Below are 19,921 nucleotides of genomic sequence, written 5' to 3'. Positions count from 1 at the left end.
ATCGTCTCGCCCAGGCCGGACAATCCTTCAGCGCTATCGGCAAATCAAGCCATCGCTCCTGGTATCGATGAGTCAGGTCTCGGCGGCGTCGAAAGCGTTCCGCGCAGCGCGCACCGCGCCATGATTGAGCTCGGCCCATTGGAGCAGCTGATGCAGGGGCCCGAACATCGAGCGTCCGAGATCGGTCAGACTGTATTCGACGCTCGGCGGCTTGGTCGGGAAGACCTCGCGATGGACATAACCGTCGCGCTGCAAATCGTGCAGCGTCTGGGTGAGCATGCGCTGGGAAATGTCGGGCACCAGCCGCCGCAATTCGCCGAACCGGTACGGCTTTTCGGCCAGCGCCATCATCAGCAGCGAACTCCATTTGTTGCTGATGCCCTGGATCACGTCGCGCACCGGACAGTCGGCAATGTTGCCCCCGCCGCTGCACGCTTTGTAAATCTCAAGCTTCGACTTCAGACTGATGACTTTGCTGTCCATCGCTGGTTCCCTGCGCCTGCCTACCTCCCGCAAAACTGCCTTCTTTACGAGGGTCGGTCAATTCCTATTTTAGTGCTGGTCTCTTTTTGAGACTTATACAAGCACCCGCCGCTCCGGCGCAACGACAGGACTTCCCATGACCGATACCCTTCTCGTCACCGGCGCCTCCGGCCAGCTTGGCCGCGGCGTCGTCGATCATCTGCTGGACACCCTCAAGGTTCCGCCCGCACGGATCATCGCCGCCACCCGCAATCCGGAAAACCTCGCCGAGATGGCAGCGCGCGGCGTCATCATCAGGCAAGCCGATTTCGATGACACCGCGTCGCTTGTCGAAGCATTCAAGGGCGCCGGCCGGGTCCTGATCATCTCGACCGGCGAGCTCGATCTTCGGGGCAAGCGGCTCAAGCAGCATGAGAATGCCGTCGCAGCCGCGAGGCAGGCCGGCGTTTCGCATCTGCTCTACACCTCGATGCCCAATCCTGAGCCGGGATCGCCGGTGCTGTTTGCGGGCGATCACTACGGGACCGAGCAGGCGATCAAGGCGAGCGGCATCCCCTACACGATTTTCCGCAACGGCTGGTATCAGGAGAACCTGTTCATGTCGCTGCCGCACGCCATTGCCTCGGGACACTGGTATACATCCGCGGCCGACGGCCGCATCGCCCATGGCGCCCGCGACGACATGGCCGCGGCGATCGCTGCCGGCCTTGCCTCGGGCGCCAGCGAAAGCACGACATACACGCTGACCGGTCCGCAGGCCCATACCGTCGCCGAGATCGCGGCCCTGGTGACCGACGTCACCGGCAAGCCGATCGAGGTCATCCAGCTTTCGGACGAGGCGTTGACCAAGGGCCTGAAGGCTGCCGGCGTTCCCGAGGGCTTTGCCCCAATCGTCACGTCCTTCGACACCAACACGCGCTCCGGCCGCATCGGCATGGTGACCGACGCGATCGAGACACTGTCGGGCAGGAAGCCGCAATCGCTGAAGCAGTTTCTTGAAGCGAACAAGGCAGCGCTGGCCAGCTGAAGGCCGCAGAGATTCTGACAAAGGCCGTGCCTTTTGACAGGCACGGCCTTTGGTCTAGATAGCCACCTGCGTTCCGATCTCAACCACACGTCCAGTCGGGATCTGGAAATACTCGGTCGCATCGGCTGCCGTGCGCGCCAAGCCGATGAACAGCTTGTCCTGCCACACCGGCATGCCGGAGTTGGGTGACGCCTTGAGCGAGCGCCGCGACAGGAAGAAGGATGTCGTCATGATGTCGAACTTCCAGCCCTGCTTGCGGCAGATCGCCAGCGCACGCGGGATGTTGGGCTGTTCCATGTAGCCGAAGGTCAGTGTCACCCGCATGAACAGATCGTTGATGGTTTCCATCTTGACCCGGTCGCTGTCGGGCACGACAGGCTGCTGCGCCGTCACCACCGAGAGGATGACGTTCTGTTCGTGCAGCACCTTGTAGTGCTTCAGGCTGTGCATCAGCGCGGTCGGCGCGCTGACCGGATCGCTGGTCAGGAACACCGCCGTGCCGGACACCAGCTGCGGTTTCTTCTTCAACAAATTGGCGGCAAGGAAATCGAGCGGAATCTCGTTCCTGCGCGTCTTGTCGAACAGATAGCGGCTGCCGCGTATCCAGGTCCCCATGATCAGCCCCATGATGCAGGCCACGGCGATTGAAACCCATCCGCCTTCAACGAATTTGACGATGTTCGCCAGGAAGAAGCCGGTGTCTATCGTGCCAAACAGCAGCGCCAGCGCCGCAGCGAGCGCGGTCTGCCATTTCCATTGCCACCGCATCACCACGAACAGCAAAATGGTCGTCATCAGCATCTCGCCTGTCACCGAAATCCCATAGGCGGAAGCCAGCGAACTCGAACTGCCAAAGCCGACGACCAGCAGCATCACGCCGAGCGCGAGAATAAGGTTCACGCGCGGCATGTAAATCTGGCCAAGCTGCATCTCGGAAGTATGCTGAACCTCGATCCTGGGCAGAAGATTGAGCTGCACCGCTTGCCGGGTCAGCGAAAACGCCCCGGAGATAACGGCTTGACTGGCGATGACAGTCGCTGCTGTTGCGAGCCCGACCATCGGTATCAGTGCCCACTCCGGCAGCATCTGGAAGAACGGATTGTCGGGCACGCCCCCATGAGCGAGAACGAATGCGCCTTGCCCAAAATAGCTGAGCAGCAGGCAGGGAAAGACGATCCAGAACCAGGCCAGCACGATTGGACGGCGACCGAAGTGTCCGAGATCGACGTAAAGCGCTTCGGCACCGGTAACCGCCAGAAAAACCGCACCGACGGTGAGAAACGCACCCGCTTTGGCTTCGGCAAGATAGGCGACTGCATAGTAGGGATTGATTGCCAGGAGGACGGAGGCATCGTCGAGGATATGCACCAATCCGGCAATGCCGATCGCCAGAAACCAGAGCGCCGTCACCGGCCCGAAAACCGAGGCCACTCTGCCGGTCCCGAAGCGCTGCACGGCGAACAAGACGGCAAGAATCACCAGTGTAATGGGAACGACATATGGGTCGAACGCCGGGGTCACGACGCTCAGCCCTTCCACCGCTGAAAGCACCGAAATGGCCGGCGTTATGATCGCGTCGCCGAAAAACAGTGCGGCTCCGCACAGACCGATGACAAGAATGATGCCGGAACCAGCCGGATAGGCTTTCCGGGCCAGCGCCATAAGCGACAGGGTACCGCCTTCACCCTTGTTATCCGCCCGAAGCACGAAGGCGACATACTTTATGGTCACGATAATCGTCAGTGCCCAGACGATCAGCGACAGAATGCCCAGGACGGCACTGCGCGGTTCGGTGCCGGACGACGCATGCAATGCTTCGCGAAGCGCATAGATAGGGCTGGTGCCGATATCGCCATAGACCACGCCGAGGGCGCCCAGCATCAAGACCTTGGTGCTGTGCTTTTCGACCTCAGGATGGCTGGACTGTTCGACTGGTTCTGCCTCACTACCACTGTTGGTAAGGGCCATGGACGACACTCCGATAAGCGCGCGGTGCTCTACGCTTGCTGCGATGCAATATCAAGTGCCCCAACGTGATGGCTGCCATGTCCGCAAAGCGACGCTTCCATCTCTACCACCCACAGGCCTTCAGAAATCTTTTGACCGTATTGGCCATGCCATACTCCAACGCATCGGCTGTCAACCCATGTCCGATCGACACTTCAGCCAATGCCGGGATGCGTTTTGCCAATGCCGGCAGGTTGTTCACCACCAGATCGTGGCCGGCATTGACCTGAAGTCCGGCGGCAAGCGCTGCATCCGCGGTTTTTCCCAATCTTTCCAGCTCATTCGCCGCTTTTGCCGAATCGGAATGAAAGCTGCCATACGGCCCCGTGTAGAGCTCGATCCGGTCGGCGCCGGTGTCGCGCGCGGCATTCATGCCCGACGGATCCGGGTCGGAAAACAACGACACGCGAAAGCCCCCCTTTTTCAGCCGTTTAACGATCGGTGTCAGGAACGCCGCCTCGGCGGCAAAGTTCCAGCCATGGTCGGAGGTGGCCTGGGCAGGGTCGTCGGGCACCAGCGTCACCTGCTCCGGCTGGTGCTTTTCCACGAGCGCCAGGAAATCCTCGCTCGGATAGCCCTCGATGTTGAACTCCGCCTTGGGGAATTCGTCGTCGATCAGCGCCCTGATCTCCGGCAGGTCGGAATGCCTGGTGTGCCGCTCGTCGGGCCGCGGATGCACGGTCAGGCCATGCGCGCCCGCGGCCAGCGCCAGGCGACCGAGCCCGATGACGCTTGGCCACGGCAGGTCGCGCCGGTTGCGCAGCATGGCGATGGCATTGAGATTGACGGAGAGTTTTGCAGGCATGGCTTTTCGGGTCCGGATATAATCGCGGCCATCTATACCGCCTTTGGCGGGAACAGACAGGGGGTTTCCGGTGTTCCAGAGGGACGTATAACATCCAGCAAGAGGAAGACCCGTGAATTATCTTGAAGACGTGCCGGCGGTTCGCCGCATCGACACCGACCGCGACGACCTGTTCGCCATCGACGTCGTCGGCCATGTCACGGCGGCCGATGCGGAAAACCTGTTCGGATTGCTGGAGGCGGCCTACGCGCTGCACCCGAAAATCGATGTGCTGGTGCGCCTGATCGATCATGAAGGCGTCGATTGGGCCGATGTGTCGGACGAAACGCTTGAACAGGGCACGGCCCATGCCGTGGAACATGTCGGCCGCTGCGCTGCGGTCGGCGAGCCGAACTGGGTACCCAGCGCGCAGAGCTTGCTGCCTGCTTCCTCATCCGTCGAGCTCAGGCATTTCGAGGCAGAGGACGAAGCATCCGCCTGGGAATGGCTCGGCGCCACACCGCTGGCCCCACGCTGACGCAGGTCGACCCCGTGCCAGTCCCGGATTCCTGGTCAATGGGAGCAGTTCGACCGGCCTATCTGACGATCGTCAGCCGTTCCGCCGCGCGCGTGATTGCCGTGTAGAGCCAGCGCTGGCGGGTTTCCTTGAACGCCCAGCTTTCGTCGAACAGCACGATCTCGTTCCACTGCGAGCCTTGCGCCTTGTGCACGGTCAGCGCGTAGCCATAGCCGAAATCGTCGAAGCGTTTTTTCTGCTGCCAGGGAATGTCGGCGTCCGGGTCCTCGAACGCCGCTTTGAGCAGCTTGATCTTGGCGACGCCGCGGTCCGGATCGTCCTCTTCCGGGGAGACCAGCAGATTGATGCCGGGTTTCACCGTCTCGCGCGACGAGGTCATCACCTTCCACAGCGAACCGTTGAGCAGTCCCTTGGCCGGGTCGTTGCGCAGGCAGACGAGCTTATCGCCGGCCTGTGGACAATCGGCATTGAACCCCTTCAGCTCGCGCAACCGGTGATTGTAGCGGCGCCGCGTCCTGTTGGTGCCGACCAGCACCTGGTCCGCCTTCAGCACCAGCTCCTGGGTGACGTCTTCCTTGCCGATCACCTGCGCTGCGCCATAGTCGCCGCGCATGAATTCGCGGCCCTCGCGCACGTCGAGCGCCAGCCGGATGATTGGGTTGTCGCGCGCCTGCCGGTGGATCTCGGTGAGCAGAATATCCGGTTCATGCTCGGTGAAGAAGCCGCCGCCCGAGATCGGCGGCAACTGGCCGGGATCGCCGAGAACCAGGATTGGCGTGCCGAAACTCAAGAGGTCGCGGCCAAGCTGCTCGTCTACCATCGAGCATTCGTCGATGACGACGAGCTTGGCCCGCGAGATCGGGCTTTGCCGGTTGAGCGAAAAGGTCGGCGACATCGACGTCTTGCCGGTCACCTCGTCCGCCACCGATTCCTCGCCCTTCGGCCGATAGATCAGCGAATGGATGGTGCGGGCATTGACCGCGCCCTTGGAACGCAGCACCTGCGCCGCCTTGCCGGTGAAGGCGGCGAACTGCACCTGGCCGTCGACATGCTCGGCGAAATAGCGCGCCAACGTCGTCTTGCCGGTGCCGGCATAGCCGAACAGCCGGAACAGCTGCGGCTTTCCGGTCTTGAGCCAGGTGGCGACCGCCTTCAGCGCATCGTCCTGTTGAGGAGAGAATTCCATCAGCGCGAGAGACCGGATTCGCGAGGGAAAGACAAGGCGCAACGATCATCGGCGGCGGGCCGCACCGCCTGCAATGACGCAATTTGTCAGGCAAAGATCAGAACGTAAAGAGAACGAGCACGGTTCGAGACGGTCTAGCCGGTCGGGCCGCCACGACCTTCGGTCGGGCCGCCACGACCTTCGGCCGGTCCGGGATCGTTCTCGAGCAGGATCGGCTTGCCGTGCGGCGTTGCATGCGCGGCGCGTTCCCAGGCGGCAGCGAGCGCATCGACGTCGCCCTTGCCGGCAACCCCTTTTGCCGACAGCAAATTTTCCAGCGCCGCCAGCCAGTGCTCGTAATAATCGTGGCCATCGCTTGCGGCACCAGGCTGCTTGACCTCGGCGGACAAGGCGTCCGCCCATTCGCTCCAGGAGAACACGCCGCTGTCGTGCAGCGCGACCGTCATGGCGAAGGCTTCCGCCTGCCACGGCTCGGCGAATGCCTGCGCATCCGCCGGCAGCGTGGCGGTGGCTGACTTCGCCTCACGCCGGCTCAAGATAGCTCTCCCAGGCATCGATCGACACGGTCAGCGTCGGGTCGGCGCCCTCGCCCCAGATCTCGGCGCCGTCAAAAACCACCGTATAGACCCATTGCGGGTTTTCGCCTTGGCCATGTGCATTGGTGTCAGGGAAGACAAAACCAGCGCGCACCGCCTCGATCGTTCCCTGCTTGCCGCGTGCGTAGCGTGGCAGCCTTGTGTGGCCGGTCGGATGGAAATTCTTCGTCCGCACCATATCGCCTGCCTTGAACCGGGCCGGCGCGGCGATCGGCCGGTCGCATGGGCCGCCCTTGGCCAACACTGCCGGCACGTTTTCGCCCTTCAGCACCCGCTTTGGCGTCGCGGCAGGGTCGACCGCCTTGCCCGCGGCCAGATCGCGGTCGCTGACAAAACCATGTCGCTTCAGCAAGGTTTCGAGCGCCTTGATCCAGATCTCGTAGTAGCTGGAGCCATAATAGTCGGCGGGATGCAGCAATTCCCGCGCATGCCGGCTCTCGTCGATGGTCCAGGCGCCCATGGCGCCCGCGCACAAGGTCACGCCAAGCGCCCGCCTTTCCCAGGCGGCATGGAAACAGGGCTCGTCCTTTTCGGGTGCGACCGGCCCGAACCCCATCTGCCCGCCGAGATCCTGCGGCCCGTTCATGCCGGCTCCCGCGGCAGTCCGGTGCCGATCATCGCGTCGCGCGTCACCAGATCCGCCAGCCGCTCCTCGCTCCAGCTGTCGGTGCCCTTCGGCCGCATCGGCACGACCAGGTAACGCAGCTCGGCGGTAGAATCCCACACCCGGATCTTTGTCGTTGCCGGCAAGGTCAGCCCGAATTCCCCGAGCACGCCGCGAGGATCGATGACCGCGCGCGAACGATAGGGCGGCGCCTTGTACCAGACCGGCGGCAGGCCGAGCACCGACCACGGGTAGCAGGAGCACAGCGTGCAGACGACGAGGTTGTGCGTGTCCGGCGTGTTGAACACGGCCTGCATGTGCTCGCCCTGCCGGCCGGTGTAGCCGAGCGAGCCGATCGCCGCCGTCGCGTCGCGTTTCAGCAAAACGGCAAAGTCCGGCTCGACCCACGCCTTCGCCACCACCTTGGCGCCGTTGCGCGGACCGATCTTTGTCTCATAGGTGTCGACGATCACGTCGATCGCGGCCGGATCGATCAGCCCCTTCTGGGTGAGGATCGTCTCCAGTGCGCGCACCCGGGCGGCAAAAGGATCAAGCTCGTTGTCGTGATTATGATCGTGGGACATGGCCGTAAATTACGGCTGCAAGCGTTCCACCGCAAGCGCCACGGCTTGGGCCAGCCCGTCGGCTTCTATTCGGCCGCCGCCTTGTGCGGCTCGCCCTGCAACGCTTCTCCGTTCTCGAACAGCGACGGCTGGTCGACGGCCTCGACAGGTGGCTGCTCGTGCCGGCGCTTCGGCCACAGCCCGACAAGCCAGCCCGAAAAATGCTCCATGTAGACATAGATGACCGGCGTGACGAACAGCGTCAGCGCTTGCGAAGCGACGAGGCCGCCGACCACCGCCACGCCGAGCGGCTGGCGCAGTTCGGCGCTGGCGCCGGTGCCGAGCGCGATCGGGATCGTGCCCATCAGTGCCGCCAGCGTCGTCATCATGATCGGCCGGAAGCGCATCAGGCAGGCCTTGTGAATGGACTCGAGCGGCGACATCCCCTCGCGCCTGAGTTCGAGCGCGACGTCGATCATCATGATGCCGTTCTTCTTGACGATGCCGATCAGCATCAGGATACCGATGACCGCGATCACCGACAGGTCCATCCCCGCAAGCCGCAGTGCAACAAGCGCGCCGAGCACCGCCGACGGCAGTCCAGTCAGGATGGTGAGCGGATGGATAAAACTCTCGTAGAGGATGCCGAGGACGATATAGATGGTCAGGATCGCGCCGGCGATCAGCAGGCCCTGGTTCGCAAGCGAATCCTGAAAAGTTTTCGCCGTGCCCGAAAAAGTGGTCGAGATCGTCGCTGGCATGCCGATCTTCTCCTTCAGCGCATCGATGCGGCTAACGCTGTCGCCGAGCGCGACGCCCTGCGGCAGGTTGTAGGAAATGGTCACCGCCGGAAGCTGGCCGAGCTGATTGACGGTCAAGGCGCCGGCGGTCCGATCGACGCGGGCAAAGGCGCCGAGCGGCACCAGGCTGCCGCTGGCCGTCCTTACCTTGATCGCCAGCATCCTTTCCGGCGACCACTCGATCCTCGGGTCGAGCTCCATGATCACCTCGTAGCTGTCGGCCGAACCGAAGATGGTCGAGACCTGCTCGGTGCCGAAACCGCCATAGAGGCTGGAGCGCAACGTATCGGTGTCGACGCCGAGCGTCGCCGCCTTGTCGCGGTCGACCACCAGCGACGCCTGCAGGGCGTTGTTCTGCAAATCATTGGTGACGTCGGTGAAGGCGCTACGGTCGGCGGCCATCGCGTCGGTGAGCCTCTGCGCCCAGCTGTCCGCCGCGCCGATGTCGAGGCCCTGCACGACCAACTGATAGGCGCTGGCCGAAGCGCGCGCGCCGAGCCGCAGGTTCTGCACCGGCTGCATGAAGGTCTCGATGCCGGGGACATTGGCCAGCTGCCGCCGCAGATCCGAGAGCACCTTGTCGATATCGGGGCGCTGGTCCTTGTCCTTCAACTGCACATAGAGCCGGCCCTGGTTGAGTGCGTTGTCGCCGCTGCCCACCGACCACCCGACATGCGAGACATAGGGTGAATGGGTAAAGACATCAGCCACTTGCCCCTGCAGCTTCACCATGGCGTCGAACGAGATGTCCTGGCGCGCGGTGGTCGTCACCGAAATCTGGCCGATATCCTCCTGCGGAAAGAAGCCCTTCGGCGAGGTCTGGATCAGCCAGGCCGACAGTGCGGCCGTGCCAACGAAGACGAGAAGAACCAGGAAACTGTGCCGCAGGCAAACTGTCAGCAGCCAGTCATAACCCCGCATGAAAAAATTGTGCCTGTGACCTTCGCCCTGCGCTGCTTCGCGCTCAGCCCTCGAAACCGACAAGAGCCGCGAGCACAGCATCGGCGTCAGCGTCAGCGACACGAACATCGAGGCCAGGATGGCGACCGTCACCACCACCGCGAATTCGTTGAAGATGCGGCCGATCACGCCGCCCATCAAAAGCACGGGGATGAACACAGCGACCAGCGAGATCGAGATCGAGATGATGGTGAAGCCGATTTCACGCGCCCCCTTGAGCGCCGCGTCGAAGGCCGAGAGACCCTCCTCCTCCATGTGGCGAAAAATGTTCTCCAGCATGACGATCGCGTCGTCGACGACAAGGCCGACCGCCAGCGTCAGCCCCATCAGCGAGATGTTGTCGATGGAAAAGCCGAACAGGAACATGGCGCCGAGCGTGGCGATCAGCGAGATCGGCACCGCCACCGCCGGGATGATCGTCGCCGTTACCCGGCGCAGGAACAGGAAGATCACCATCACCACCAGCGCGATGGTCAGCAGCAGCGTGAACTGCACGTCGTCGACCGCCTCGCGGATCGACGTCGAGCGGTCGTTGAGCAACCGGATGCTGGCCGCCGCCGGCATCTGATCCTGGAAGGACGGCAGCATCGCCTTGACCCGGTCGACGACGTCGACGGTGTTGGCATCGGGCTGGCGCTGCACCGCCATGATGATCGCGCGGGTGCCGTCGTACCAGCTTGCCGTCGTCGTGGTCTCGACGGAATCGATGACGCGGGTCACCTCGCCGAGCCGCACCGGACGGCCGTTCCTGGTGGCTATGATGATGTTGGAAAATCCCACCGCGTTGTTCAGCTGCGTATTGGCGGTGATCGTCAGCTGCTGCTTGTCGTTCTGCAGCACGCCGAGCGGCGTGTTGCTGTTGGCCGAGGCGATCGCCGTCTGCAGCTGGTCGATCGAAATACCGCGTGCGGCGAGCGCCGTCGGATCGATCTGGACGCGCACCGCGTATTTCTGCTGGCCGAAGATCGAGACCTGCGCCACGCCTTCGATCGTCGACAGCGACGGCGAGATCACATTCTCGGCAAAAGCATCGAGATCGGTTAGCGGAACCGTGTCGCTGACCAGCGACATCAGCAGGATCGGCGCATCGGCCGGATTGACCTTGCGGTAGCTCGGCGGGCTGGTCATCTCGGGCGGCAATTGCCGCTGCGTTCGCGCGATCGCCGCCTGCACGTCGGCGGCGGCCGCATCGATATCGCGGTTAAGCACGAACTGGATGGCGATCGAGGTCGAGCCGAGCGAGTTGGTGGTCGAGATCGAATCGATGCCGGCGATGGTGGTGAACTGCTTGATCAGCGGCGTTGCCACCGAGGTCGCCATGGTTTCCGGCGAGGCGCCGGGCAGCGAGGCCGAGACGTTGACCACCGGAAACTCGGCGCTCGGCAGAGCGGCCACCGGCAGGAACTTGTAAGCGAACAGCCCGCCCAGCACGAGCGCAAACGACATGAGCAGGGTGGCGACAGGCCTGCGGATGCAGAATTCGGAGATCATGGCCGCGTCCCATCCGCCTCGCCAGCCTCGGCAACCTTGGGAGACGCCTGATCTCCGGCCTCGCCTACGCGGACCGGCGCGCCGTCCTTCAGCCTTGCCTGGCCTTCGACGACGACATTTTCGCCGCTTTTCAGCCCCTCGCCGATGGCGCTGTTATCGCCTTCGGTCAGTGCGACCTGGACGGGCCGCACCTCCACCGTGTTGTCGGGCTTGATCACATAGACGAACGGCCCCTTCTGGCTAGGCTGCACCGCTGCCGTGGGAACCGACGTCATTTGCGGCATGATGCCGGCGTCGAGCACGACATTGACATATTGGCCCGGCCACAGCGAAAGATCGGGGTTTGGCACGCTGGCCCGCGTCGCAATCGTGCCGGAGGCGGTGTCGACGCTGGAATCGACGAAATCGAGGGTCCCCTTGCCGATCGGGGTCGGGTCGCCGTCCCTAGTCAGCGTGACTGCGGCTTGCCTTGGCGCCGCCAGCGCTTTGTGCAAAAGGGCAAGATCGCTTTCCGGAAGATTGAAGTCCACCCGCAACGGGTCCATCTGGGTGATGGTCACCAGCGGGGCCGACGTGCTGCTGCCGCTGTTGGTGGTGACGAGATCGCCGATCGCGACGCTGACCGCACCCAGCCTGCCGGAAATCGGCGCCGTGATCGTGGCAAAGCCGAGCTGGATCTCGTCCGCTTCGATCGTTGCTCTGTCGGCATCGACCGTGGCCGCAGCGGACTTCTGCGCGGCGATCGCCTGGTCATAGGTCTGCTGCGTGCCGGCCTGCCTGGCGACAAGAGCCTTGGCACGCTCAAGATCGGCCGTCGCACTGGCAAGCAGCGCCTGGTCCTTGGCGAGCGTCGCCTGGTCACGGGCCAGTTGCGCCTTCAGCGCGCGGTCGTCCAGCGAGAACAGAAGGTCGCCGGCCTTCACCATCTGCCCGTCCTTGACGGCGATCGATGTGATCTGGCTCGAGATCCGTGCATTCACGCTGACCACGGCGGGCGAGGATACAAAGCCGATGGCGTAGCGCCGGATCGGGAAGTCGGCCGTCGAAGCGGTGGCGGCAACCACCGCGGTCGCACGTGCGGCATTCGCGGCGGCCGCCGGTTTGTCAGGCGCCGCCTGACCCGCTGACAGTATCTGCCGGACCTTGTCCGTTGCCGCGGGCGAAAGATAGAGCCCAGCCGTGACAAGGCAGGCGACCGCAAGCATCGCAAGCACGATCTTTCCCCGCATCGTCAAAGACCTTCCATCCGACACGCCGTGGTTCGGTGGTCATGTCTGGGTATAACTCGCAGCCTCGTGCCGCGGTTTCACCAATAGATAGAGGGCGCCGAGGGCAAAAAAGGGCCAAAACCCGGGATTACGAAGATTTAATGTGCAGTGCACAATGAAACGGCAGCTACCGCAGCATCGGCCACAGTGTCGCTGCCAGCAGCACGCCCATGGCGATGTTGAACCATTTCAGCCGCACCGGGTCCGACAGAAAACCGCGCAGCGCCGTGCCGAAACCTGCCCACACCGAAACGCTCGGCAGGTTGACGACGGTGAAGGCTATCGAAACCAGCGCCACCGACAGAAATGGATGCTCCGGAACGGCATAGACGGCCATGGCGGTGATCGCCATCACCCACGCCTTGGGGTTGACCCACTGGAACGCTGCCGCATCGATGAAGCGCATCGGTCGCGCCTTGGCCTCGCCCTTGCTGCTGAGCGAACGCGACATGGCGATCTTCCAGGCGAGATAGAGCAGATAGACGCCGCCAGCGATCTTCAATGCAGTGTCGAGAACCGGAAACGCAATCAGAACCGCGCCAAGACCGAAGCCGACGGCAAGCAACAGCACGAGGAAGCCGATGCTGATGCCCAGCATGTGCGGAATGGTTTTGGCAAAACCGAAATTCACGCCGGAAGCCAGAAGCATGAAGTTGTTCGGACCCGGCGTGATCGAAGTCACGAAGGCATAGACCAGCAGGGCAAGGAATGCATCGAAAGACATTGGCTTCCTTCCAGTCGACTCAACACGTTCCGGCATGAGGCTGACGATCAGGATCGCCAGCAACGCGACACGTTTGACGCTGCCTACATCCCTTGCGGGCCGCGATTCATCGCCGCCACGCCGGTACGGCAGATCTCGACGAGGCCGAGCGGCTTCATGATGGCGATGAACTGGTCGATCTTGGAGCCCTTGCCGGTGATCTCGAAAATGAAATGCTCGGTGTTGGCGTCGATGACGCTGGCGCGGAAGGCATCGGCCAGCCTCAGCGCCTCGACGCGGCCCTCGCCGGTGCCGGCCACTTTCACCAGCGCGAGTTCCCGCTCCAGCGGCCGTTCCTGGCCGAGTTCATGCGAGCGCACGGTGAGGTCGACGACACGGTGCACCGGCACGATGCGCTCGAGCTGGTGCTTGATCTGCTCCAGCACATGCGGCGTGCCGCGCGTCACGATGGTGATGCGCGACAGATGCTTCTCGTGCTCGGTTTCGGACACGGTCAGGCTCTCGATATTGTAGCCGCGGCCGGAAAACAGGCCGATGACCCGGGCAAGCACGCCCGGCTCATTGTCGACCAGCACGGAAAGCGTGTGGATTTCCGGTCTTTCCGTCTCCTTGGCGATGAAGTAGGCGGAACCCGTGGGTTGAAGGTGCTGTGCGTTCATGACATGAATCTCGTTTTCAAACTTTGAGCTGTTTTTCTGTTTCCGCACGGCTTCTTCCGACAGCCCTGCCTCGGCTCGGGCGTTAGGGGTTACACCAGTTCCCTGCCCTTGGCGTCGATGGCGTTGGCCACCGCCTCGTCGGTCGCCTCGTCCGGCAGCAGCATCTCGTTATGCGCCTTGCCCGACGGGATCATCGGGAAGCAGTTGGCAAGCGTGGCGACCCGGCAGTCGAAGATCACCGGCTTCTTCACCGAGATCATCTCCTTGATGGCGTCGTCCAGCTCGTCCGGCTTCTCGCAGCGGATGCCATGGCCGCCATAGGCTTCGGCGAGCTTGACGAAATCCGGCATCGCCTCGGTGTAGGAATGCGACAGCCGGTTGCCGTGCAGAAGCTGCTGCCACTGCCGCACCATGCCCATGTACTGATTGTTGAGGATGAATATCTTGATCGGCGCCTCGTGCTGCACCGCGGCACTCATCTCCTGCATCGTCATCTGCACCGAGGCGTCGCCGGCAATGTCGATGACCAGCGCATCCGGGTGCGCAATCTGCACGCCGAGCGCCGCCGGCAGGCCGTAGCCCATCGTGCCGAGCCCGCCGGAGGTCATCCAGCGGTTCGGCTTCTCGAAATGATAGTGCTGCGCCGCCCACATCTGGTGCTGGCCGACCTCGGTGGTGATGTAGGTGTCCATGTCCTTGGTCAGCGCATAGAGCCGTTGGACGGCATATTGCGGCATGATGACGTCGTGGTTCATCTTGTAGGCAAGCGAATCCCGCGCCCGCCATTTCGCGATCTGCTCCCACCACGGGTGCAGCGCCTTCTTGTCGGCCCTGGCGGTCGCCCGCCACAGCCGCACCAGATCCTCCAGAACCCGGCCGACATCGCCGATAACAGGCACATCGGTGTGGACGTTCTTGTTGATCGACGACGGATCGATGTCGATATGAATCTTTTTCGAATTCGGCGAGAACGCGGTGAGCCGGCCGGTGATGCGGTCGTCGAAGCGCGCGCCGATGCAGACCATGACGTCGCAATCATGCATCGCCATGTTGGCTTCATAGGTGCCGTGCATGCCGAGCATGCCCATCCAGTTCTTGCCCGAAGCCGGATAGGCGCCAAGGCCCATCAGCGTCGAGGTGATCGGGAACCCGGTCAGGTCGACCAGTTCGCGCAGCAAATGGCTGGCTTCCGGGCCGGAATTGATGACACCGCCGCCGGTATAGAGGATCGGCCTTTTCGCGTTGGCCATCAGCTCGACCGCCGCCTTGATCTTGTCCAGGTCGCCCTGGACCTTGGGCTGATAGCTGGTGCGCGGCGCCGTCTGCGGCGGCACATAGATGCCCTTGGCGAACTGCACGTCCTTCGGGATATCGACGACGACCGGACCGGGGCGTCCTGTCGTCGCTACGTGAAAGGCCTCATGGATGATCGCCGCGAGATCGTTGACGTCCTTCACCAGCCAATTGTGCTTGGTGCAGGGCCGCGTGATGCCGATCGTATCGCACTCCTGGAACGCATCCGAGCCGATCAGCGAGGTCGGCACTTGCCCGGTCAGGCAGACCAGCGGGATCGAATCCATCAGCGCATCCTGCAGCGGCGTGACCGCGTTGGTGGCGCCCGGCCCCGATGTCACCAGCATGACGCCGGCCTTGCCGGTCGAGCGCGCATAGCCTTCCGCCGCATGACCGGCGCCCTGCTCGTGACGGACGAGGATGTGCTCGACCTCGTCCTGCTGGAAGATTTCATCATAGATCGGGAGAACCGCGCCGCCCGGATAGCCGAAAACATGCTTGACGCCATTGTCCTTCAGCGCCTGCACCACCATTTCGGCACCGGTCATTTCGCGCCGCTCGTTCTGTCCACTGCTCATCGGTCTGGTCCCGTATTGTCCGCCATCGGGCGATTGCTGGTCGTTTAGTCGTGTTTCAGGCAATAAAAAAGGCCCCCGAGGGAGCCTGTGTCTGCGCATGGGGGGGGTTCGCCCGGCGGTTACACCGCCTTGCCCATACGCTTTCCTACTACGAGAATGAGTGCCGTTTTCATGGTGGCGGACAATAGAATTGGTTTTGCGCCGCTGTCAACGGCGAATATGCACAATGCCGGGCGGTTCGAGTTGACCGTATCCGGCGGGCCCGGTTGCGCCCATCGCCTCGAACCACCGTTCCGGTACGACCGCCAGCAGGGCCAGTGCCCGCAATCTTCGCTATAAGCCATTGAAACCGCGCCAAACTATTTGACGACGTGACGCGGCACGCAGTTTGCCGCGATACTCCGGTCGACCGGCCTGGGAGGGTCCGGCACGCCGCGATGACGACCAGCACTTCACGGGAGGAAATTCGATGCTCGACAAGGCCCCAGCCAAGAAACTATCCGACCTGCTCGACCAATTCAGCGCAGCGCTCGCCGTCGGCGACATCGACGGAGCGGTCGGGTGCTTTCAGGAAGACTGCTACTGGCGCGACCTGGTGACCTTCACCTGGAACATCAAGACCATGGAAGGTCGCGACCAGGTGCGCGATATGCTGATGAGCCAGTTGGCGACGATAAAGCCATCGAACTGGGCGCTTGCGAAAGGCGAAGACGCCACGGAGAGCGACGGGCTGCTCGAAGGCTGGATCAGTTTCGAAACGGAGGTTGCGCGCGGCTTCGGCCATATCCGGCTGAAGAACGGCAAGATCTGGACACTGCTCACCACCATGGTCGAGCTGAAGGGCCATGAGGAACCCGCCGGCTTCGCCCGGCCGATGGGTGCCAAGCACGGTCACGGCAAAAACCGGCCGACCTGGAAGGAGGAGCGCGAAAAGGAGGCGACTGAACTCGGTTTTGTCAATCAACCCAACACGCTGATCATCGGCGGCGGCCAGGGCGGCATCGCGCTCGGTGCCCGGTTGAGGCAGCTCGGCGTGCCTACCATCATCGTCGAGAAGAACGAGCGTGCCGGCGATTCATGGCGCAAGCGTTACAAGTCGCTCTGCCTGCACGATCCGGTCTGGTACGACCATCTGCCCTATATCGACTTTCCTCGGAACTGGCCGGTCTTCTCGCCCAAGGACAAGATCGGCGACTGGCTGGAAATGTACACCAAGGTCATGGAACTGAACTATTGGTCCTCCACGCCGGCCAAGAGCGCCACCTATGACGATCAGAAGAAGGAATGGACGGTCGTCGTCCATCGCGACGGCAAGGACATCACGCTGAAGCCGAAGCAGCTTGTGCTGGCCACCGGCATGTCGGGCCGGCCCAACATCCCGCAGTTCAAAGGCATGGAGAATTTCAAGGGCGATCAGCACCATTCCTCGAAACATCCCGGTCCAGACAGCTGCTTTGGCAAGAAAGTCGTCGTCATCGGGTCGAACAATTCCGCGCATGATATCTGCGCCGCACTCTGGGAAGCCGGCGTCGACGTCACCATGGTGCAGCGATCGACCACGCACATCGTCAGATCCGACACGCTGATGGATATCGGGCTCGGAGCCCTTTATTCGGAGCAGGCCGTGCAAAACGGCATGACCACGGCCAAGGCCGATCTCATCTTCGCCTCGCTGCCCTACAAGATCCTGCACGAATTCCAGATCCCGCTCTACGAGAAGATGAAGGAGCGTGATGCCGCCTTCTACGAGGGCCTGGAAAGAGCTGGCTTCATGCTCGACTGGGGCGACGACGGTTCGGGCCTGTTCATGAAATATCTCAGGCGCGGTTCCGGCTACTATATTGATATCGGCGCCTCCCAGCTGATCATCGACGGCGCCATCAAGCTGAAGAGCGGCGTCGACGTGACCGAGATCAAGCAACATTCGGTCCTGCTCAGCGACGGCACCGAGCTGCCGGCCGATGTCGTCGTCTATGCCACCGGCTACGGTTCGATGAACGGCTGGGCGGCGGAGCTGATCTCGAAAGAGGTCGCCGACAAAGTCGGGAAATGCTGGGGGCTCGGCTCGAACACCACCAAGGATCCCGGTCCCTGGGAGGGCGAGCAGCGCAACATGTGGAAGCCGACGCGACAGGAAGCGCTGTGGTTCCACGGCGGCAATCTGCACCAGTCACGCCACTACTCGCAGTTCCTGTCGCTGCAGTTGAAAGCACGGCACGAGGGCATCGCGACGCCGGTCTACGGCCTGCAGCAGGTCCATCACGCGGGATAGAAGTTCAAGGCTGTCGCCGGGACTCGCCGCCGGTCGGTTCAATTTTCGCGACCGGCTTAATCGTCCCTACACCATCCGACCTCACCCCCCCTTAACCGCGTCGGCGTAAGGTCGATCGCCTTGGGGAAAATGGAAATGGGAAATGGGGAACAGCCTGTCCATGTTCGTCGACCGCGACGCCTCCGTTGGAGAGCCGACTTTGCAGGAGCGCCGCAAGGCGGAGCAGAGCGACAAGCGCGTTCTGGGCAATGTCGTCCAGTGCGACGGCGCGCGCGCCACCATCAGCGCCCATGCCGCCGATATCGTAGGCACGGTCACCGGCCATTGGAGCGTCGGCAAGATGATCTCCATCAACCTTGGCAACACGCGGACCGTCGGGCTGGTCTACGCGGTCGCCAAGTCGGATCGCGCCTGGCACGATGAGGGCCAGAACCCGATCGAGGTCAGTATCGAGCTCATCGGCGAGGTGCGCGACGGCGCCGAGCCCGGCGCCAAACCGGTTTTCGACCGCGGCATCACCACCTATCCGCATATCGGCGCCATCGCCCACCGCATCCGCAGCCGCGACCTGCAGGCGGTCTATGACCTCGCCGGGCGTCACTCGATCACCATCGGCACGCTGTCACAGGATGAGGCGATCGACGCCAACATCGCTATCGACGACACTCTGGCGCGCCATTTCGCCATTGTCGGTACCACCGGCGTCGGCAAATCCACCGCCGTCTCGCTGCTTTTGCGCAAGTCGATCGCCGCTCGACCCGACCTGCGCGTTCTCATCCTCGATCCGCACAACGAGTTCGCCGCGTCCTTGCCAGAGCACTGCGTCAGGGTCGATTCGGCGACGCTGGACCTGCCCTTCTGGATGTTCAAGCTCGAGGAGTTTGCCGAAGTGCTGTTTCGCGGTCGAGAGATCGTGCCGGAAGAGGTGGACGCCTTGCGCGATCTTATTCCCGCGGCCAAAAACCTTTATCGCAACCCGAATTCGGGCACGTATCTCAGGCGCGGCAGCGATGCGCTGACCGCGGACACGCCGGTGCCCTATCGCATTGTCGATCTCATCAAGCAGATCGACGAGCGCATGGGACTGCTGGAAAGCAAGAACGACCGCCCCACCCTCAAATCGCTGAAGACGCGCATCGAATCGGCAGCCTCCGATCCGCGCTACCGCTTCATGTTCAACTCGCGGCTGATCGAGGATACCATCCACGAGACGATCGGCAACATCTTCCGCGTACCGCATCACGGCCGCCCGGTGACCTGCTTCGAGATGGCAGGCATGCCTTCGGAAGTGGTCAATTCCGTCTGCTCGGTGCTGGCGCGTCTGGCCTTCGACCTGGCGCTGTGGAGCGAAGGCCGGCTGCGGCTGCTTTTGCTGTGCGAGGAAGCGCACCGCTACATGCCGGCCGATCCGCGCCTTGGTTTCGCGCCGACCCGGCACGCGCTGTCGCGCATCGCCAAGGAAGGCCGCAAATATGGTTGTTATCTCGGCATCGTCACCCAGCGCCCGGGCGAACTCGATCCCACTATCCTGTCGCAGTGCTCGACCTTTTTTGCGATGCGGCTCGCCAACGAGCAGGACCAGGCGATCATCCGCTCGGCGATCGCCGATTCCTCGGCCTCGACACTGGCATTCCTGTCTTCGATGGGCCAGCGCGAAGCCATCGCCTTTGGTGAAGGCGTGGCGACGACCATGCGAATGAAATTCGAAAAACTGTCCGAGGGCCTGATCCCGGGCACGGGCAAGCGCGAGGAAGCCTTGCCGTCCAAGCTTGGCAATGATGTCGATCTGGTGGCGATCGTCGAAAGGCTTCGCAACGTGCCAAAACCGCAGCAGGCGATGGCCTTCGCCGAAGTCGTCGATTCGAGCCGGCAGGCCGGCGATCCCGACTATCGCAAGCCGCCCTCCCCGACTGTCGCACGCGCCCAGCCGGACGACGATTTCGACATGCGTTATGGCCTGAAACCCGCAACCTTCGGCCTGCGCTCGCAGAACGATTGAGCCGGGCGGCTTTAGAGCGGGATGAATTTAGGTTGGCGCATAACCGGCCTCGATGAAGTAGTTTGTGCATTCGGTTGAGGTGACAGTGC

The 19,921-nt window shown here is 62.8% G+C and carries 16 protein-coding genes; 4 read left to right on the top strand and 12 right to left on the bottom strand.

The window, feature by feature from the left end:
- Nucleotides 1-72: 72 nt before the first annotated feature.
- Nucleotides 73-483: a winged helix-turn-helix transcriptional regulator gene (locus AC0L3H_RS19360; protein WP_473491198.1), complete on the bottom strand. Its 411-nt coding sequence runs from the start codon at nt 481-483 to the stop codon at nt 73-75.
- Nucleotides 484-619: 136 nt separating this feature from the next.
- Between AC0L3H_RS19360 and AC0L3H_RS19355 the strand changes: the two genes are divergently transcribed.
- Complete coding sequence (locus AC0L3H_RS19355; RefSeq protein WP_473586538.1) at nt 620-1,510, top strand: SDR family oxidoreductase; 891 nt, start codon at nt 620-622, stop codon at nt 1,508-1,510.
- A gap of 54 nt (nt 1,511-1,564) precedes the next feature.
- Here the strand turns inward: AC0L3H_RS19355 and AC0L3H_RS19350 are convergent, their stop codons facing one another.
- Nucleotides 1,565-3,478 (bottom strand): potassium transporter Kup, encoded by a 1,914-nt coding sequence (locus AC0L3H_RS19350; RefSeq protein ID WP_473586537.1) that lies wholly within the window; start codon nt 3,476-3,478, stop codon nt 1,565-1,567.
- 103 nt (nt 3,479-3,581) lie between these two features.
- A complete protein-coding gene (locus AC0L3H_RS19345; protein WP_473516910.1) occupies nt 3,582-4,322 on the bottom strand; it encodes a pyridoxine 5'-phosphate synthase in 741 nt (246 codons plus the stop codon).
- 112 nt (nt 4,323-4,434) lie between these two features.
- Between AC0L3H_RS19345 and AC0L3H_RS19340 the strand changes: the two genes are divergently transcribed.
- A complete protein-coding gene (locus AC0L3H_RS19340; protein ID WP_473516909.1) occupies nt 4,435-4,839 on the top strand; it encodes a SpoIIAA family protein in 405 nt (134 codons plus the stop codon).
- Nucleotides 4,840-4,897: 58 nt separating this feature from the next.
- On the opposite strand, the gene AC0L3H_RS19335 is transcribed toward AC0L3H_RS19340, so the two are convergent.
- The 9 genes from AC0L3H_RS19335 to AC0L3H_RS19295 form a co-directional block, all read right to left on the bottom strand.
- A complete protein-coding gene (locus AC0L3H_RS19335) occupies nt 4,898-6,025 on the bottom strand; it encodes an ATP-dependent DNA helicase (protein WP_473586536.1) in 1,128 nt (375 codons plus the stop codon).
- 134 nt (nt 6,026-6,159) lie between these two features.
- Nucleotides 6,160-6,561 carry a nitrile hydratase accessory protein gene (locus AC0L3H_RS19330; protein WP_473586535.1) on the bottom strand — a complete coding sequence of 134 codons (402 nt, stop codon included), beginning with the start codon at nt 6,559-6,561 and terminating at the stop codon, nt 6,160-6,162.
- On the bottom strand, nt 6,548-7,207 hold the full coding sequence (gene nthB, locus AC0L3H_RS19325) for a nitrile hydratase subunit beta (protein WP_473586534.1): 660 nt from the start codon (nt 7,205-7,207) through the stop codon (nt 6,548-6,550). Before nthB ends, AC0L3H_RS19330 begins: the two co-directional genes overlap by 14 nt.
- Nucleotides 7,204-7,809, bottom strand: coding sequence for a nitrile hydratase subunit alpha (gene nthA, locus AC0L3H_RS19320; protein ID WP_473586533.1), 606 nt, complete (start codon nt 7,807-7,809; stop codon nt 7,204-7,206). The genes nthB and nthA overlap by 4 nt, the downstream gene beginning before the upstream one ends.
- Before the next feature lie 65 nt (nt 7,810-7,874).
- Nucleotides 7,875-11,039, bottom strand: coding sequence for an efflux RND transporter permease subunit (locus tag AC0L3H_RS19315; RefSeq protein WP_473586532.1), 3,165 nt, complete (start codon nt 11,037-11,039; stop codon nt 7,875-7,877).
- Nucleotides 11,036-12,268, bottom strand: coding sequence for an efflux RND transporter periplasmic adaptor subunit (locus tag AC0L3H_RS19310; RefSeq protein ID WP_473586531.1), 1,233 nt, complete (start codon nt 12,266-12,268; stop codon nt 11,036-11,038). The genes AC0L3H_RS19315 and AC0L3H_RS19310 overlap by 4 nt, the downstream gene beginning before the upstream one ends.
- Before the next feature lie 166 nt (nt 12,269-12,434).
- The gene (locus tag AC0L3H_RS19305) at nt 12,435-13,031 is read right to left on the bottom strand and encodes a LysE family translocator (RefSeq protein WP_091594246.1); all 597 of its coding nucleotides are present in this window, start codon (nt 13,029-13,031) and stop codon (nt 12,435-12,437) included.
- A gap of 83 nt (nt 13,032-13,114) precedes the next feature.
- Nucleotides 13,115-13,690 carry an acetolactate synthase small subunit gene (ilvN, locus tag AC0L3H_RS19300; RefSeq protein WP_091594244.1) on the bottom strand — a complete coding sequence of 192 codons (576 nt, stop codon included), beginning with the start codon at nt 13,688-13,690 and terminating at the stop codon, nt 13,115-13,117.
- An 89-nt stretch (nt 13,691-13,779) separates the two neighbouring features.
- Complete coding sequence (locus tag AC0L3H_RS19295; protein ID WP_473586530.1) at nt 13,780-15,561, bottom strand: acetolactate synthase 3 large subunit; 1,782 nt, start codon at nt 15,559-15,561, stop codon at nt 13,780-13,782.
- A gap of 469 nt (nt 15,562-16,030) precedes the next feature.
- On the opposite strand from AC0L3H_RS19295, the gene AC0L3H_RS19290 reads away from it, so the two are divergent.
- Entirely contained in the window at nt 16,031-17,833 is a 1,803-nt protein-coding gene (locus AC0L3H_RS19290) for an NAD(P)-binding domain-containing protein (RefSeq protein ID WP_473586529.1), read from the top strand.
- Nucleotides 17,834-17,993: 160 nt separating this feature from the next.
- Entirely contained in the window at nt 17,994-19,832 is a 1,839-nt protein-coding gene (locus tag AC0L3H_RS19285) for an ATP-binding protein (protein WP_473586606.1), read from the top strand.
- The last annotated feature ends 89 nt before the right edge of the window (nt 19,833-19,921 follow it).

The sequence above is a fragment of the Mesorhizobium sp. WSM4816 genome (genome assembly GCF_055811535.1).
Note: the sequence above shows the minus strand (reverse complement) of the source record. Positions and strands in the feature narration are given on the sequence as shown.